The organism is Ruegeria sp. Ofav3-42 (assembly GCF_022347725.1).
Lineage (GTDB): Bacteria > Pseudomonadota > Alphaproteobacteria > Rhodobacterales > Rhodobacteraceae > Ruegeria.
On sequence record NZ_JAKRGB010000002.1, the window covers coordinates 183,460 to 198,020 of the forward strand.

Annotated in this window: 18 protein-coding genes; 13 read left to right on the top strand and 5 right to left on the bottom strand. The window is 58.1% G+C overall.

Going from position 1 to position 14,561, the window contains the following annotated elements; translation table 11 throughout:
- The first annotated feature begins 100 nt into the window (after nucleotides 1-100).
- The 11 genes from coxB to MHN28_RS03685 all read left to right on the top strand — a co-directional run bounded on the left by coxB (nucleotide 101) and on the right by MHN28_RS03685 (nucleotide 10,060).
- The gene (coxB, locus tag MHN28_RS03635; RefSeq protein ID WP_239336007.1) at nucleotides 101-1,012 is read left to right on the top strand and encodes a cytochrome c oxidase subunit II; all 912 of its coding nucleotides are present in this window, start codon (nucleotides 101-103) and stop codon (nucleotides 1,010-1,012) included.
- A gap of 84 nt (nucleotides 1,013-1,096) precedes the next feature.
- Entirely contained in the window at nucleotides 1,097-2,053 is a 957-nt protein-coding gene (cyoE, locus tag MHN28_RS03640) for a heme o synthase (RefSeq protein ID WP_239336008.1), read from the top strand.
- Nucleotides 2,050-2,211 (top strand): hypothetical protein, encoded by a 162-nt coding sequence (locus MHN28_RS03645; RefSeq protein WP_239336011.1) that lies wholly within the window; start codon nucleotides 2,050-2,052, stop codon nucleotides 2,209-2,211. The genes cyoE and MHN28_RS03645 overlap by 4 nt, the downstream gene beginning before the upstream one ends.
- The gene (locus MHN28_RS03650) at nucleotides 2,211-2,786 is read left to right on the top strand and encodes a cytochrome c oxidase assembly protein (protein ID WP_239336013.1); all 576 of its coding nucleotides are present in this window, start codon (nucleotides 2,211-2,213) and stop codon (nucleotides 2,784-2,786) included. Before MHN28_RS03645 ends, MHN28_RS03650 begins: the two co-directional genes overlap by 1 nt.
- 22 nt (nucleotides 2,787-2,808) lie before the next feature.
- Nucleotides 2,809-3,624, top strand: a complete 816-nt coding sequence (locus tag MHN28_RS03655; RefSeq protein ID WP_239336015.1) for a cytochrome c oxidase subunit 3 — start codon at nucleotides 2,809-2,811, stop codon at nucleotides 3,622-3,624.
- Between the two features lie 169 nt (nucleotides 3,625-3,793).
- The gene (locus MHN28_RS03660) at nucleotides 3,794-4,471 is read left to right on the top strand and encodes an SURF1 family protein (protein WP_239336018.1); all 678 of its coding nucleotides are present in this window, start codon (nucleotides 3,794-3,796) and stop codon (nucleotides 4,469-4,471) included.
- Nucleotides 4,468-5,856 carry a threonine synthase gene (gene thrC, locus MHN28_RS03665; protein ID WP_239336019.1) on the top strand — a complete coding sequence of 463 codons (1,389 nt, stop codon included), beginning with the start codon at nucleotides 4,468-4,470 and terminating at the stop codon, nucleotides 5,854-5,856. Before MHN28_RS03660 ends, thrC begins: the two co-directional genes overlap by 4 nt.
- Entirely contained in the window at nucleotides 5,853-7,115 is a 1,263-nt protein-coding gene (locus MHN28_RS03670) for a pitrilysin family protein (RefSeq protein WP_239336021.1), read from the top strand. Before thrC ends, MHN28_RS03670 begins: the two co-directional genes overlap by 4 nt.
- Nucleotides 7,115-7,699, top strand: coding sequence for a GNAT family N-acetyltransferase (locus tag MHN28_RS03675; RefSeq protein WP_239336023.1), 585 nt, complete (start codon nucleotides 7,115-7,117; stop codon nucleotides 7,697-7,699). Before MHN28_RS03670 ends, MHN28_RS03675 begins: the two co-directional genes overlap by 1 nt.
- Nucleotides 7,700-7,787: 88 nt before the next feature.
- A complete protein-coding gene (locus tag MHN28_RS03680; RefSeq protein ID WP_239336025.1) occupies nucleotides 7,788-8,606 on the top strand; it encodes an MBL fold metallo-hydrolase in 819 nt (272 codons plus the stop codon).
- A gap of 38 nt (nucleotides 8,607-8,644) precedes the next feature.
- Entirely contained in the window at nucleotides 8,645-10,060 is a 1,416-nt protein-coding gene (locus MHN28_RS03685) for an FAD-binding oxidoreductase (RefSeq protein ID WP_239336027.1), read from the top strand.
- Between the two features lie 33 nt (nucleotides 10,061-10,093).
- Here the strand turns inward: MHN28_RS03685 and MHN28_RS03690 are convergent, their stop codons facing one another.
- The 3 genes from MHN28_RS03690 to MHN28_RS24785 form a co-directional block, all read right to left on the bottom strand.
- Nucleotides 10,094-10,576, bottom strand: a complete 483-nt coding sequence (locus MHN28_RS03690; protein WP_239336029.1) for a fasciclin domain-containing protein — start codon at nucleotides 10,574-10,576, stop codon at nucleotides 10,094-10,096.
- A gap of 172 nt (nucleotides 10,577-10,748) precedes the next feature.
- A complete protein-coding gene (locus tag MHN28_RS03695) occupies nucleotides 10,749-11,288 on the bottom strand; it encodes an adenine phosphoribosyltransferase (protein ID WP_239336031.1) in 540 nt (179 codons plus the stop codon).
- Nucleotides 11,289-11,368: 80 nt separating this feature from the next.
- Nucleotides 11,369-11,503, bottom strand: coding sequence for a hypothetical protein (locus tag MHN28_RS24785; RefSeq protein WP_255731995.1), 135 nt, complete (start codon nucleotides 11,501-11,503; stop codon nucleotides 11,369-11,371).
- A gap of 106 nt (nucleotides 11,504-11,609) precedes the next feature.
- Between MHN28_RS24785 and MHN28_RS03700 the strand changes: the two genes are divergently transcribed.
- Nucleotides 11,610-11,783, top strand: a complete 174-nt coding sequence (locus MHN28_RS03700; RefSeq protein WP_239336033.1) for a hypothetical protein — start codon at nucleotides 11,610-11,612, stop codon at nucleotides 11,781-11,783.
- 4 nt (nucleotides 11,784-11,787) lie between these two features.
- Here the strand turns inward: MHN28_RS03700 and MHN28_RS03705 are convergent, their stop codons facing one another.
- Both MHN28_RS03705 and MHN28_RS03710 read right to left on the bottom strand, forming a co-directional pair.
- A complete protein-coding gene (locus MHN28_RS03705) occupies nucleotides 11,788-12,417 on the bottom strand; it encodes a LysE family translocator (protein WP_239336035.1) in 630 nt (209 codons plus the stop codon).
- Between the two features lie 52 nt (nucleotides 12,418-12,469).
- Complete coding sequence (locus MHN28_RS03710) at nucleotides 12,470-13,486, bottom strand: DUF418 domain-containing protein (protein WP_239336037.1); 1,017 nt, start codon at nucleotides 13,484-13,486, stop codon at nucleotides 12,470-12,472.
- A gap of 199 nt (nucleotides 13,487-13,685) precedes the next feature.
- Here MHN28_RS03710 and MHN28_RS03715 point away from each other — a divergent pair, with 199 nt between their 5' ends.
- Nucleotides 13,686-14,552, top strand: a complete 867-nt coding sequence (locus tag MHN28_RS03715; protein ID WP_239336038.1) for an alpha/beta hydrolase — start codon at nucleotides 13,686-13,688, stop codon at nucleotides 14,550-14,552.
- Nucleotides 14,553-14,561 lie beyond the last annotated feature (9 nt).

The window sequence follows — 14,561 nt, forward strand, 5'->3', positions numbered from 1 at the left end:
TCGGAATATGGTTTTTAACGCGGCCAAAGACAACGGGAGAGGTGCGACCGATTCACACCTTTTCGCGAGAGAAGCAAAGATCAAACGATCAGGACAGAAAATGAAGAATGCTTTGATGCTTTCCGGGCTGATGACAGCCCTCTCCAGCCTTCCCGCCATGGCTCAGGAGCTTGAGATTATTGGCAAGCCGGTTGATGGCGGCATGGGGTTCCAGCCTGCAGCCACCAGCCTGGCCACCGGAATTCAGCGTCTGGACGCAATGATTCTGGTGATCATCACTGTGATCTGTCTGTTTGTTGCGGGTCTTCTGATCTACTGCATCGTGCGCTACAATTCGCGTAACAATCCCGAGCCCGCGCGATTCTCGCACTACACCCCGGTTGAGATTGCATGGACCCTTGGTCCGATCCTGATTCTGGTGTTCATCGGTGCCTTCTCGCTGCCGGTGCTGTTCAAACAGCAGGAAATCCCCGAAGGTGATGTGGTCATCAAGGTGGTCGGTAACCAGTGGTACTGGACCTACGAATATGTCGATCACGATTTCGCGTTCGACAGCTATCTGCTGGGCCACCCGGCGACTCTGGACGAAGGCGCGCGCCCTGCTGACGCCGACGTAACTCCGTTTGTTCTGGACGACGCGATGCGCGCCAAGCTGGCAGATTCCGGATACGGCGAAGATGAATGGTTGCTGGCCACTGATACGGCAGTTGTCGTGCCGGTCGGCAAGATCATCGTCATGCAGGTCACCGCGTCGGACGTTATCCACTCGTGGACCATCCCGTCCTTTGGCGTAAAGCAGGACGGCGTACCTGGCCGTCTGGCGGAACTGTGGTTCCAGGCCGACAAAGAAGGCGTCTACTTCGGTCAGTGTTCGGAACTGTGTGGCAAGGACCACGCCTATATGCCGATCACCGTAAAAGTGGTCAGCCAAGAGGCATACGACCAGTGGCTGCAAGGCGCACTGGAAGAGTATGCTGGTCAGCCGGCAGCCTATCAGGTTGCTTCGAACTGATTGCCCGCGCGGGCCTTCGTCCTGCGCTTTGAGTAATGCAGGCTGCGCGTGTTTCGCGCAGCTTTCGCCCCAAAAGGACCAGAAATGAGCGACGCAAGCATCAATGCCAGCACAGTGACCGCCAAATCCCATGCGGATGAGGCTGGCTTTGGCGATTACTTCGCCCTGCTGAAGCCACGCGTGATGTCGCTGGTCGTTTTTACGGCTCTGGTCGGCCTGCTGGCCGCACCGGTCCCCGTGCATCCCTTTGTTGGATTCTGTGCCATCCTGTTCATCGCAATTGGCGGTGGCGCGTCTGGCGCGCTGAACATGTGGTGGGACGCGGATATCGACAAGGTGATGAAGCGCACCAAGGGCCGCCCAATCCCGTCGGGTAAGGTGGAAGAGGGCGAAGCATTGGCCCTGGGACTGGCCCTGTCCGGGCTGTCCGTGATCATGCTGGGTCTGGCGACAAACTGGTTCGCCGGAGCTTTCCTGGCCTTCACGATCTTCTTCTACGTCGTTGTTTACACGATGTGGCTGAAACGCTCGACGCCTCAGAACATCGTGATCGGTGGTGCAGCAGGGGCTTTCCCACCCGTGATAGGCTGGGTCGCGGCCACCGGGTCGATGTCAATCGAACCGTGGCTGATGTTTGCCCTGACATTCATGTGGACCCCGCCGCATTTCTGGGCGCTGGCGCTGTTCATGCGCTCGGATTATGACGATGCGGGTGTGCCGATGCTGACCGTTACGCATGGTCGCCGCGCGACGCGCTGGCACATTCTGGTCTATACGGTGCTGCTGGCGTTGCTGGCTGTGGGCACCGCGTTCTCTGGCATTGGCGGTCCGGTCTATCTGGTGGTCGCGGTCGTACTCAACGCGCTGTTCCTGTGGGGAGCGTGGCAGATTTCGCGCCGGACCGAGGATGACGCGGAAGCCGACAATTTCAAGGTCGAGCGCTCTTTTTTCAAGCTGTCGCTGCTCTACCTGTTCCTGCACTTCGGCGCGATTCTGGCCGAAGCGTTGTTGAAACCATTTGGGCTGGGAGGCTGGTCATGAGCCTGCGCAAAAGCCACGAGCTGCATCAACGTCGGTTTAGCCGCAATCTGGGGGTTGGCCTGACACTGGCTGCCTTCATCGTGATCATTTTTGGTCTGACTATCGTTAAGGTCTCGGGCACCGATTTCAGTCTGGCGACGCAAGAGGTGCAGAACTGATGGCTTTGACGGGCCCTCAGAAAACGGTTGCGCAGACCGTTGGCGTGGTTGTCCTGATGGGCAGCCTGGCTTGGGCTGCGGTGCCGTTTTATGACTGGTTCTGCCGGGTTACCGGTTTCGGTGGCACTACGGGTGTGGCCGCTGCTGCACCCGAAGATATTCTGGATCGTAAGGTCACCGTCCGTTTTGACGCCTCAAAGGCCAAGGACATGGCCTGGGAATTCAAGCCGGTCGAACGCGAAATGGAAGTGCGCATCGGTGAAACCGGGCTGGCCTTCTATGAGGCCTATAACCCGACCAACCGTCCCATCGCCGGGCAGGCGTCCTACAACGTGGCGCCATACTCTGCCGGTGGATATTTCCAGAAAATAGCCTGTTTCTGCTTTGAAGAGCAGGTGCTGCAGCCCGGCGAACGGGTTCAGATGCCGGTGACCTTTTTCGTCGACCCCGAAATGGTCGAAGATCTGGAAGCCAAATACGTGCATACGATTACTCTGTCGTATACATTCTACGAAATTGACCTGCCCGAGGGCTATGCCGCCCTGGAGACGCAGGCTGATACAACAACGAACTAACGCCTGTAGGTGAGGGACGCTGATGGCACACGCAAAAAACCATGATTATCACATTCTGGCCCCGTCGATTTGGCCGCTGATCGGCGCAGTCGGCGGCTTTGTGATGTTGTTCGGGGCCGTCCTGTGGATGCACGGCATTACCCCGTTCATGTTCTGGGCCGGTCTGGTCGCGGTTCTGTACACCATGTTTGCCTGGTGGTCCGAAGTTGTGGCCGAGAGCCGTGCCGGTGATCACACGCCGGTCGTTCGCATTGGTCTACGCTATGGCTTCATCCTGTTCGTGATGTCCGAGGTGATGTTTTTCTTTGCCTGGTTCTGGTCGTTCTTCAAACATCGCATGTACCCGATGTACGACTATGCCGGCACCGAATACATCCAGCCCGATATACATGCTGTTGATCCGTTCCACCTGCCGCTGATCAACACTCTGGTCCTGCTGCTGTCAGGCTGCGCTATTACCTGGGCTCACCACGCGCTGGTCCATGACAACGACCGCAAGGCGCTGATCAATGGTCTGGCCATCGGTATCGTTCTGGGGATTGCGTTTACGTTCCTGCAAGGCTTCGAATACTACGAATTGCTGGCCCATGAAGGTTGGGAATTTGGCGGTGACCAGTTCTATTCGAACTTCTTCATGGCAACCGGTTTCCACGGCGCACACGTGATTATCGGGACTATCTTTCTGACCGTCTGCCTTATCCGGGCTCTGCGTGGTGATTTCACGCCCGAGAAACACGTCGGATTTGAAGCGGCCGCATGGTACTGGCACTTTGTTGACGTTGTCTGGCTGTTCCTGTTCTTCGCCGTTTACATCTGGGGTCAAGCGCCGCTGATGTGATGACGGACAGGTGATCCAATTGGAAAAGCCGCCCTTTGGGGCGGCTTTTTCTCTATTCCGGGCGCAATATTGCGCCCGATACAATTGCGTGGTTGCCTTTTTGCGGGTGCAGCCCTTAACAAGACGCCGGCTCTTACAGAGCCTTCGAGCAATCTAACCTGGTCCTGACATGCGCCGCATTCTTTTCCTGCTGATTTTTGGTATTGCCGGTCTGGCGATCCTTGTCTCGCTGGGTATTTGGCAGGTTCAGCGACTGGCTTGGAAACAGAGCGTTCTGGCCGAAATCGGCAGCCGGATATCTGCGGATCCAATTGATCTGCCGGATCACGCCTCACCCGACGTCGATAAGTATCTACCTGTTACCATAGCGGGTGAGATGGAGCCGGGTGAGATCCACGTCCTGGTCTCGGTGAAGCAGGTCGGGGCCGGGTATCGTATCATCCAGTCTTTCAGTACCGAAGACCGCACGATTTTGGTGGATCGCGGGTTTGTCCCGGTGACTGCAAAGCAGGGCAGCAGGCTGAACGGTCCTATGGAGGTCACCGGAAACCTGCACTGGCCGGACGAGATCGACAGCTACACACCCGAGCCGGACATTGATGATAACATCTGGTTTGCCCGCGACGTGCCCAATCTGGCAGCAGCTCTGGGGGCCGAGCCGATCCTGCTGATCGCGCGGTCGCAAACCGATCCCGGAATAACGCCCTTGCCTGTCGATACAGCAGGCATCCCGAACGACCACCTGCAATATGCAATCACCTGGTTTGGCCTGGCCCTGGTCTGGGCGGCAATGACCGGATACTTCCTGTGGCGCAATCGCGCCCCTTCTGAGAGTGACGAGCCATGAAATACATCTCGACCCGCGGGCAGGCGCCCGAACTGACTTTTGAAGAGGCGATGCTGACCGGGCTGGCCCGCGATGGAGGCCTGTATCTGCCCGCAGAAATCCCGGTGATGTCGCAGGATGAAATCGCGGCGTTGGCTGGGCTGCCTTATGAGGAAATCGCGTTCCGGGTGATGTGGCCCTATGTCAGCGGGTCCTTTGGTGAGGCTGAGTTCAAGGAGATTATCGCCCGCGCTTATGAGGGCTTTGGCCATGATGCCCGCGCGCCTCTGAAGCAATTGAACGAGAACCACTTCCTGCTGGAACTGTTCCACGGCCCGACCCTGGCCTTCAAAGACTTTGCCATGCAGTTGATCGGCCAGCTCTTCCAGGTGGCTCTCAAGCGTCGCGGCGACCGGGTAACCATCGTGGGCGCGACCAGTGGCGATACGGGCTCGGCCGCCATCGAGGCATTCCGGGGTCTGGATGCCGTCGATGTCTTCATCCTGTTTCCCCATGGTCGAGTGTCGGAGGTGCAGCGCCGACAGATGACCACGCCTGCCGACAGCAACGTGCACGCTTTGGCCGTGGATGGCGATTTCGACGATTGCCAAGCCGCCCTCAAAGATATGTTCAACGACTTCGACTTCCGCGACGGCGTGAAACTGGCAGGGGTGAACTCGATCAACTTTGCCCGCGTTCTGGCGCAGATCGTGTATTACTTCTCGGCCGCCGTCAGCCTTGGCGCGCCGCATCGCAAGGTCAGCTTCACAGTACCGACTGGGAATTTCGGTGATATCTTCGCGGGCTATCTGGCAAAACGCATGGGCCTGCCGATTGACCGTCTGGTTGTCGCCACCAACCAGAACGACATCCTGCACCGTTGTTTGTCGGGCGAGGGGTATTTCAAGGGCGACACGATCCCCTCAATCAGCCCGTCGATGGACATTCAGGTCAGCTCGAACTTTGAGCGCGCGCTGTACTACGCGTATGGCGAGGACGGTGACGCAATTGCGCAGCTGATGGACGAGCTCAAGAATGGTGGTTTCAACGTCAGCCAAGGCGCGATGGAAGCGTTGCGCGAAAGCTTTGACTCGGGCCGGGTATCCGAAGACGAAACGCTGGAAACGATCAAGCACACGCTGGACCATAGCGTCGAACTGGTCTGCCCACACACGGCGGTTGGCATCAAGGTCGCGGAAGAGCATCGCGCCGCTGACGTCCCGATGATCACGCTGGCCACCGCACATCCGGCGAAATTCCCGGCTGCGGTCGAGAAGGCGAGCGATGTGCATCCGCCTCTTCCATCCCGCATGTCTGATCTGTATGAACGTCCGGAACGGGTGACCCGCATTGCAAATGATCTGGGTGCCCTCGAGGATCATATCAAAAGGCATATTGCTGAGTGACTGTCAGACAAGACCAACTGAAGAACGGATTTCGTATCGTCAGTGAACAAATGCCGGGGCTGCAATCTGCGGCCATCGGCATCTGGGTAACCGCCGGCGGGCGGCATGAGCGGATTGAGCAGAACGGTATTGCGCATTTCCTTGAGCATATGGCGTTCAAGGGAACTGAGCGCCGGTCTGCGCTGCAGATCGCCGAGGCAATCGAGGATGTGGGCGGATACATCAACGCCTACACCTCGCGCGAAGTGACGGCCTATTATGCGCGCGTCCTGAAAGACGACGTGGCGCTGGCGATGGACGTGATCGGCGACATCGTTTTGAACCCGGTTTTCGACCCGCGAGAGATCGAGGTTGAGCGGGGTGTGATCCTGCAGGAGATCGGTCAGGCGTATGACACGCCCGACGACGTGATCTTTGACTGGCTGCAGGAGCAGAGCTATCACGACCAGCCTCTGGGCCGGACCATTTTGGGCCCGACCGAGCGGGTAAGTGCGTTCTCGCGTGAGGACCTTTCGGGTTTCGTGTCCGAACATTACGGCCCGGAACAGATGATCCTGTCGGCCGCTGGTGCTGTGGATCACGACGCGCTCATGAAAATGGCCGAAGAGATGTTTGGCCATCTTCAACCTCGCAAAGGTCTGATCGCCGAACCTGCGCGTTTTACCGGTGGTGAAGCACGGCAGGAGAAAGATCTGGAGCAGGCCCATTTCGCGCTGGCGCTGGAAAGCCCCGGCTATCGCGACGATGAGATTTACACCGCCCAGATTTACTCCACCGCGCTGGGTGGCGGCATGTCCTCGCGCCTGTTTCAGGAGGTGCGTGAGACGCGTGGCCTTTGCTACACGATCTTTGCGCAGACCGGGGCGTATGCCGATACCGGCACAACGACGATTTACGCTGGCACCTCGGCGGATCAGGTTGCCGAACTAGCCACCATCACCATCGATGAGATGAAGCGCGCCGCCGAAGACATGAGCGCCGAAGAGGTTGCCCGCGCCCGCGCACAGATGAAAGCCGGAATGCTGATGGGCCTGGAAAGCCCCTCGAACCGGGCGGAACGTCTGGCGCGGCTGGTGCAGATTTGGGGCCGGGTTCCGTCGCTTGAGGATACGGTGGCCAAGATCGACGCTGTCAGCACCGGGGATGTTCGTGCGTTTGCGGAAAAGATGGCAGTTCAGGCTCCGGCAGCCTTGGCGCTTTACGGCCCGGTGTCCGCCGCGCCCACGTTGGCTGAACTGCAGGAGAGGCGCGCGGCGTGATGCTGTTGGGCAGACGCAAGCTGAAACTCGAAACCGAGCGCCTGAGTCTGCGCCCGCCCGTGCATTCCGACTTTAATGACTGGGCGGCTCTGCGGCGGGCATCCAAGGAGTATCTGACGCCGTGGGAACCGATCTGGGCCAAGGACCACCTCAGCCGAAAATCCTTTACGAACCGGGTCTATTGGGCGCAACGCTCTGTCGCGGGTGGTACTGCGATCCCATTGTTTCTGTTCCGCCGCTCTGATGATGTGCTGATGGGGGCTATCACTCTGGACAACGTCCGACGTGGCCCGGCGCAGGCCGGGACATTGGGATATTGGACCGGTCAGTCATTTGCGCGGCAGGGTTATATGCGCGAGGCCATTGGCGCCGTCGTTCATCACGCTTTCACCCGCTTAGACCTCAGCCGGATCGAGGCCGCGTGCTTACCTGAGAACAAGCCCTCGCGTGGATTGCTGGAAAGCTCGGGCTTCAAGTACGAGGGCGTGGCACAATCGTATCTGCAGATCAACGGGCGCTGGCGGACGCATGTGCTGTATGCCAGCTTGCGGTCGGATCGGCGCGGGAAGACGGACGCGGGATAATGGGGGCTCTGCCCCCAAACCCCCGAGGTATTTTTGGCCAGATGAACTAAGGGCATGACTTAAGAGCGTTCTGCGCTACACTTCCCCCATGCGCTGGGTTGTTGTGGCATTGATGGTGATCTCGGGCGGGGCTGCAGCGCAGGAGCGGCGGCCAAGCCATTGCATTGCCATCGCCGACGCTGCACCGGGGATCGAGTACCTTTACAAAGCCGCCTGGCAGGACCCGGTGCCCGAGTTCTCGGTCAGGATCAGCTATATTGCCCACGCGTCCTTCCTGATTCAGACCCAAGGCGGGCTGAATGCGGTGACAGACTTCACCGGTTTTATCGGCAGTGCGGATCTGATCCCCGACGTGGTGACGATGAACCATGCCCACAGCACCCATTGGACAGCCCACCCGGATCCGGCAATCCCAAATGTGTTGCCGGGGTGGGGCGAGTTTGGTCAGGGGATCGAACACTACCTTGATCTTGGTGAAATGCTGGTACGCAATGTTTCGACCGACATACGCTCGGCCTACGGCGGGGTCGAAGAGCGCGGCAACTCGATCTTTGTTTTTGAAGTCGAAGGGCTGTGCATCGGGCATCTGGGCCATCTGCACCACGTGCCAACGGACGAACAATTTGCAGCGCTGGGGCGTTTGGATGTAGTCATGGCTGCCGTCGATGGCGGCACGACGATGCCATTGCCTGACATGATCACGGTGCTGAAGCGGCTGAAGAGCTCGATCATCATTCCGATGCACTGGTTCTCGGGCTTCTCATTGGATAGGTTCCTGGTCGATATCCGCAACGACTTCCCCGTCGAGCGTAAAGGCGTATCAGAAATCACCGTGTCCCTGCGCACGCTGCCCGATCGTCCGACCGTTGTCGTTCTGGAGCCGCAATACCTCACCGAATTGGAATAAGGCTTGCCCGCGGGCTGCGCCTTGGGCAAGGAAAGGGTATGAGACTGAACCCTGCCGATGACAGTTTTGCCCGATCGATCCGCGCCGCTTTGGGGGGCGACGTTTTGCGTCCCGTGGAGGATCGGTATCTTGAAGAACCGCGCCGCAGGTTTGCCGGGCACGTGGGCGTATTGGCGATGCCACGGACTGTTGAAGAGGTTGCCGCCCTTGTACGGATGGCTTCGGATGCGGCGGTGCCGGTAGTGCCTTATGGCGGCGGCACCGGGCTGGTGGGTGGGCAGGTCATGACCGACGGCCCCGCGCCGTTGCTAATTTCGCTGGAGCGGATGTCGAACATTCGTGCGGTGTATCCGAGTGAAAACATTCTGATTGCCGAAGCTGGCACCATTCTGGCCGATGTTCAAGCCGCGGCCGAAGAGGTCGACCGCCTGTTTCCGTTGGCGCTGGCCGCGCAGGGATCCTGCCGGATCGGCGGAAACCTTTCGACTAACGCAGGCGGGGTTAACGTGCTGCGCTACGGCAATGCGCGGGACTTGTGTCTGGGCCTTGAGGCGGTTCTGCCAAATGGTGACGTCTGGCATGGTCTCAGCCGGCTGCGCAAAGACAACACTGGGTACGATCTGCGCAACCTTCTGATCGGAGCTGAAGGTACGTTGGGGATCATCACGGCCGCCTCATTGAAACTGTTTCCGCGCCCGGCTGAGGTTGGCACGGCGATGTTTCAGGTTGCTTCGCCAGAGGCCGCAATCGACCTGCTTGCTCTGGCCCGCGATCAGGTGGGTGAAGGGGTCAGCACCTTTGAATTGATCCACAAGCAGGGGTTGCGGTTCCTGTCCGAGCTTTTGCCCGACGTGCGGCAACCCTTTGCTGAACAGCCCGAGTGGTCGGTATTGATTGAGTTGGGGCTGTCAGGTGGCATGTCACCGGCCGAAGCACTGATGGCGCTGTTCGAGGCGGCCGAAGCGCACGGCCTTGTCAACGATGCAGTTGTCGCTCAAAGCGAGGCGCAGCGAGATGAATTATGGGCCGTGCGTGAGCGAATTCCCGAGGCAAACCGATTGATCGGGTCTGTTTCCAGTCACGATATCTCGATCCCGATCTCGCGCATTCCTGAGTTCATTCAACGCGGCTTTGAGGTGGTGAATGCGCTGGGAACTTTCCGCATCAACTGTTTTGGGCATTTGGGCGACGGAAACCTTCATTACAACGTATTCCCGCCAAAGGGCCATGACAGGTCCGACTATGACGCGCAGCGCCATGGTGTGAAACGCGCGGTCCATGATCTTGTCCAATCGTTCGGCGGGTCCGTCAGCGCGGAACACGGTATAGGCCGCCTTAAAACGGATGATCTGGAACGTTACGGCGATCCGGTAAAGCTGAATGCGATGAGGGCAATCAAGACCGCTCTTGATCCCAAGGGCATCATGAACCCCGGAGCCGTGCTGAAGGGGTAAGCGCGGCCCAGATCACTGGGCCACGCACAAAAATCAAGAAGCAGGCAGAATGACTTTGTCGATCACGTGGATGACTCCGTTTGAAGTCTCAATATCGACCTGAACAACGTTCGCGTCGTTGATCATCACGCCATTATCCAGATCCACCGTGATCTCTCCGCCCTGTACTGTCGCAGCGGTCATGTCATCTGACAGATCGCCAGACATCACTTTTCCGGGGACCACGTGGTAAGTCAGGATCGCAACGAGTTGATCCTTGTTTTCTGGCTTCAGCAGCGTTTCAACCGTGCCCTCGGGCAGGGTGGCGAAAGCCTCATCTGTGGGAGCGAAAACGGTGAACGGACCTTCACCCTTCAGCGTATCGACCAATTCTGCGGCCTGAACGGCTGCGACAAGCGTTTCAAAGCTGCCAGCGCCGACAGCGGTGTCGACGATGTCCTTGGAGTGGCCGTCAGCAAAAGCGGCCGTTCCGACGAAAAAGCTTGCGACACCGGCAAATGCGAGTTTGCGAAACATGGTATGTAAAATCCCTAGTTGGAATGCCCTTTGTGGCATCAACGGGAATACGGGTAGCCATCTCAACAAGATCACTGAATGTGGCGATGTATGAGAGTTGACCAAACAAAAAACCGCGCTAAGCCAGCGCGATTTCAGATTTCCACTCAAAAATATGTGAACGCGCGGGCGCTCAGAGACCTTCGAACTCGCACAGGACTTGGACATCCATGCCCATGTCCTCAAGCACCTTCCGTCCGCCCAGCTCGGGCAGGTCGATGATGAACGAGCATGAAACGATCTCGCCCCCAAGCCGTTCGATCAGCTTGATTCCTGCGGCAGCCGTGCCACCCGTGGCCAGCAGATCGTCGACAACGAGGATTTTCTCGCCCGGCTGGATCGCGTCATCATGGATTTCGACGATGGCTTCGCCGTATTCCAGTTTGTAATCCTGACTGATCGTGGTGCCGGGCAGCTTGCCCTTTTTCCGGATTGGCACGAACCCGACACTTAATTGGTGGGCGATGGCACCGCCAAGGATGAAGCCCCTCGCCTCAAGGCCTACGACCTTGTCAATGCGTTCACCGGCGTAGGGGTGGAGCATCTGATCGATCGCCATGCGAAACCCGCGCGGGTCGGCGAACAGGGTGGTGACATCCCGAAACATGATCCCTTCATGTGGGAAATCGACGATGGTCCGAATGTAATCCTTGACCGATTTGTTCCTGGACATGGCCAACCCCTCTGGCGTCAAAACACGCTGGGGTGTTTGGCCCATCGGGGTCAGTCATGCAAGGAAAGATTGGTGCCGCTTTACTTGCGACGCTTTGGAACGGCTTTCGGCAGCCCGTAATAGCGGTACAGCGTGGCGGGCAACCACGACAGGTGCGGTTTGCGCCAATTGCGCTGGTCTCGCAAAAGAAATGCCTGAGCAGCATGAAGGTTCATTGCCATAATCCTTTTTTATTGTTAGTTGCTCGATAACTACAACCTCTATGCTATGTATATACAATGCATCGCTAATGGAATCAAGGTCTGGATGGGGACAGGGCGCGTGGCAAAGAAAGACGGTAAAGGTTCTACCAAGAAAAACAGCCAGTTAGTCTTGCGTCTGGATAAAGATGAACGCGACGCTTTTGTCGAGTTGTGCAAGGAACTGGACACATCGGCCGCGCGGGAAATCCGGCTGTTCATTCGCGGTTTTATGAAAGAACACGCTGAGGATTAATCCCTCAGGCCGGGCGGCGCAGAACAGCTGTGGCCACACCCATTCCGACGAGGGTCAACCCTCCGAAGCGAGTCATGGCGGTAATGACACCTGTTCGACCAATAACCCGGCGCAGGCGATCCGCGAGCAGGGCATAGGCCAGAGCATTCAGCCATGCCAGGCCTACAAAGGTTGCAATCAGGATTGTAAACTGCGGGCCCAGCGGGTCGGCCGGGCGTATGAACTGCGGCACGAAAGCGATGAAGAATGCAATGGATTTCGGGTTCAAAGCCGTTACGGCAGCCGCATGTCCGAATACACTTTGGGCAGTGACATCACGCTCGGTATCCATTTCCTCCATTCCATCCGAAGGTGCGCTGCGCAGCAGTTTGATCCCCAGCCAAACCAGATAAGCGGCCCCCACCCATTTCAGCACGGAAAACAGCGTGGCCGAGGCCAGAACCAGTGCGCCCAGCCCCAAAAGCGAGGCTGTCATGGCGACCAGATCGCCAACGGCAACCCCGGTTGCGGAAGCAACAGCAACGCTGCGCCCTTTGGACAGCGCATAGCTGAGCACCAGCAGAACAGTTGGGCCGGGGATCAGCAGCAAAGCGGTCGACGCGGCCACGAAGGCAAGCCAAAGGTCAGGAGACATGGGAAATCCTGTGATTGTATTCCAAGTACCAAGCCCCGACTTGGGGACGAGGTCAAGCCCTGCGTGGCTGCGTTACCTTTCGCATCAATGCCTCAAGTGGGCCGCGCTTGAATTTTCTGGACCATAGAAGGGCGTAAGCGGAGGACACAGTGCAGAATGCGAGCGCATACGCCAATGTTTGCGGCGCACTGAGTGACCCGTCCAGCAGTCCGGCTTCTTCCAGTATGCCCATGCCGATCAGGATATGTGCCACATACAGTGTCAGGCTCTGCCGACCGGGCGCGGTCAGCATTGGACCAACGCGCAGCTTTTCGATCTTTGGCCAGAGCTTCAGTAACAGCCCGATCACCACGCAAGCCGAGCCGGTCCCTGCAACTATGTAAAAAGGTCCCGGTGGAATGGCCTCGGTGCCCAAGTACAACGACAATTCCGGGTCAGAGATCAGCATTTGCGGGAACAGCGCCAGCACAGCGGCTCCGAACCCCCACATGATCAGCCGATGCTGAACACAGATCGTATGCAAATCTGATCGTCCCAGGGCCATACCGATCAATAAGAACGCGGCCCAGGGAAAGACCGGATGCCAGCCGTTGAAGAACAGATTACGTAAAAAGCCGGGCAGGCTCCACAAATCGGTGTATGTCAGCGTGTCCCAATCCCAGCCCTGGTCGTAGTTAAAGAGCATGGCGGCGACGAATGCCAGTGCTATCACCCCCAGAGACGCAAGCCACAATGCGCCCGCAGGGGCCGTTAGGAAAACCGCACCGACCACGAAGTAAACCGCGTAGAAATGCAGGATGTCGGCGTCAAAAACGGTCATGTTGATCAGGCCCAACACGAACAGAAATGCCGCGCGTCGCAGCAGCACCGACGCAGAAACATCCGACAACCCAATTCCGATGCCGGCCAGAATGACAAATAACGCAGCCGCGCGCCCCTCGAGCGAGTCGATCAGGACCGAAGCCCAGTCGTTACCCGGTGCAACCTGCGCCGCGATGCGAAAATTCACCAGGACCATTCCGCAAAAGGCCAAAAACCGGGCTGCGTCCAATGCCTCGAGACGTTTCATGCGCTCCCTCAGTGTCACCAGTGGTTGCGGAAACAAATCGGAAGGGTTCACATGTAATTTCAAGATGTTCAGGCAAAAAGAACTCAGGCCATGCAAGGTGGCAACATGTATAAAGATTGGATTAAGTCTGGTCCACGCGGCTTGAATCAGGTCTTGCCGCCACCAACCTTGTGGCGCAACGCAGCAATCGGAGGGGCCGATGGTTCAGACACATCATGCAAACTCGGATGCGGCTCCTGAAGCCGCCCGGTCGAGAACCGCACGGGTAAAAGGCATTCTGATCCTCTTGGTCCCGGTGTTGGCGGTGATCTATGCCGGCATCGTTGGGTATATGTACGTCAATCAGCAATCCCTGCTGTTCAAACCCGCCGGCGAATTGCCAGCGCCGAACACGGTTGGTCTGGCGGATGTTGATGCTGTTTCCCTGACGATGGCGGATGGTACGGAATTGACTGCGTGGTCGGCGCCCCCGGCATCTGAGGGTGCTCCGACGGTTCTGTTTTTTCATGGCCAAACCGGCAATCTGGGCGATCGCGCAGACCGGTTAAGAGAGATCCTCAACAGCGGTTTCGGCCTGTTGGCCCCAAGCTATCGTGGATATCCGGGCAGTGAGGGCGAGCCATCCGAGGTGGCGCTGATTTCCGATGGCATCCAGATTTACGATCAACTGGATGGGAAAGGCGCGGACATTGTTCTGCACGGCCAAAGCCTTGGAACCGCCGTGGCCGCTGCCGTTGCAGAGCAGCGGCCAAATGCAGAGCTATTGGTTCTGGAGGCCCCCTTCACAGCAACCGTGGACGTCGCGGCAGAGAGGTACCCTTGGTTACCCGTGCATGCCCTGATGCGGGATCAGTTCGCGACGCGTAACCTGATCGACGACATAACGGTGCCGACCCTGATATTCCATGGGACCGAAGACGAGACGGTCCCGCTGCATCATGGTGAGGCACTGGCAGCTATGGCGGGGGATACCGCTGAAATCCACGTTATCCCGGATGGCAACCACAACGACCTCTGGTCGCATGGGTTGTGGGATCAGGTTCAACAGTCCTTGCCAGCGAACTGAGGGCGTTGT

Excerpts from the sequence above, each read along its gene's own strand:
- coxB (WP_239336007.1), top strand. The coding sequence starts at position 101 with ATGAAGAATGCTTTGATGCTTTCCGGGCTGATGACAGCCCTCTCCAGC.
- cyoE (WP_239336008.1), top strand. The coding sequence starts at position 1,097 with ATGAGCGACGCAAGCATCAATGCCAGCACAGTGACCGCCAAATCCCAT.
- MHN28_RS03645 (WP_239336011.1), top strand. The coding sequence starts at position 2,050 with ATGAGCCTGCGCAAAAGCCACGAGCTGCATCAACGTCGGTTTAGCCGC.
- MHN28_RS03650 (WP_239336013.1), top strand. The coding sequence starts at position 2,211 with ATGGCTTTGACGGGCCCTCAGAAAACGGTTGCGCAGACCGTTGGCGTG.
- MHN28_RS03655 (WP_239336015.1), top strand. The coding sequence starts at position 2,809 with ATGGCACACGCAAAAAACCATGATTATCACATTCTGGCCCCGTCGATT.
- MHN28_RS03660 (WP_239336018.1), top strand. The coding sequence starts at position 3,794 with ATGCGCCGCATTCTTTTCCTGCTGATTTTTGGTATTGCCGGTCTGGCG.
- thrC (WP_239336019.1), top strand. The coding sequence starts at position 4,468 with ATGAAATACATCTCGACCCGCGGGCAGGCGCCCGAACTGACTTTTGAA.
- MHN28_RS03675 (WP_239336023.1), top strand. The coding sequence starts at position 7,115 with ATGCTGTTGGGCAGACGCAAGCTGAAACTCGAAACCGAGCGCCTGAGT.
- MHN28_RS03680 (WP_239336025.1), top strand. The coding sequence starts at position 7,788 with ATGCGCTGGGTTGTTGTGGCATTGATGGTGATCTCGGGCGGGGCTGCA.
- MHN28_RS03685 (WP_239336027.1), top strand. The coding sequence starts at position 8,645 with ATGAGACTGAACCCTGCCGATGACAGTTTTGCCCGATCGATCCGCGCC.
- MHN28_RS03690 (WP_239336029.1), bottom strand. The coding sequence starts at position 10,576 with ATGTTTCGCAAACTCGCATTTGCCGGTGTCGCAAGCTTTTTCGTCGGA.
- MHN28_RS03695 (WP_239336031.1), bottom strand. The coding sequence starts at position 11,288 with ATGTCCAGGAACAAATCGGTCAAGGATTACATTCGGACCATCGTCGAT.
- MHN28_RS24785 (WP_255731995.1), bottom strand. The coding sequence starts at position 11,503 with ATGAACCTTCATGCTGCTCAGGCATTTCTTTTGCGAGACCAGCGCAAT.
- MHN28_RS03705 (WP_239336035.1), bottom strand. The coding sequence starts at position 12,417 with ATGTCTCCTGACCTTTGGCTTGCCTTCGTGGCCGCGTCGACCGCTTTG.
- MHN28_RS03710 (WP_239336037.1), bottom strand. The coding sequence starts at position 13,486 with ATGAAACGTCTCGAGGCATTGGACGCAGCCCGGTTTTTGGCCTTTTGC.
- MHN28_RS03715 (WP_239336038.1), top strand. The coding sequence starts at position 13,686 with ATGGTTCAGACACATCATGCAAACTCGGATGCGGCTCCTGAAGCCGCC.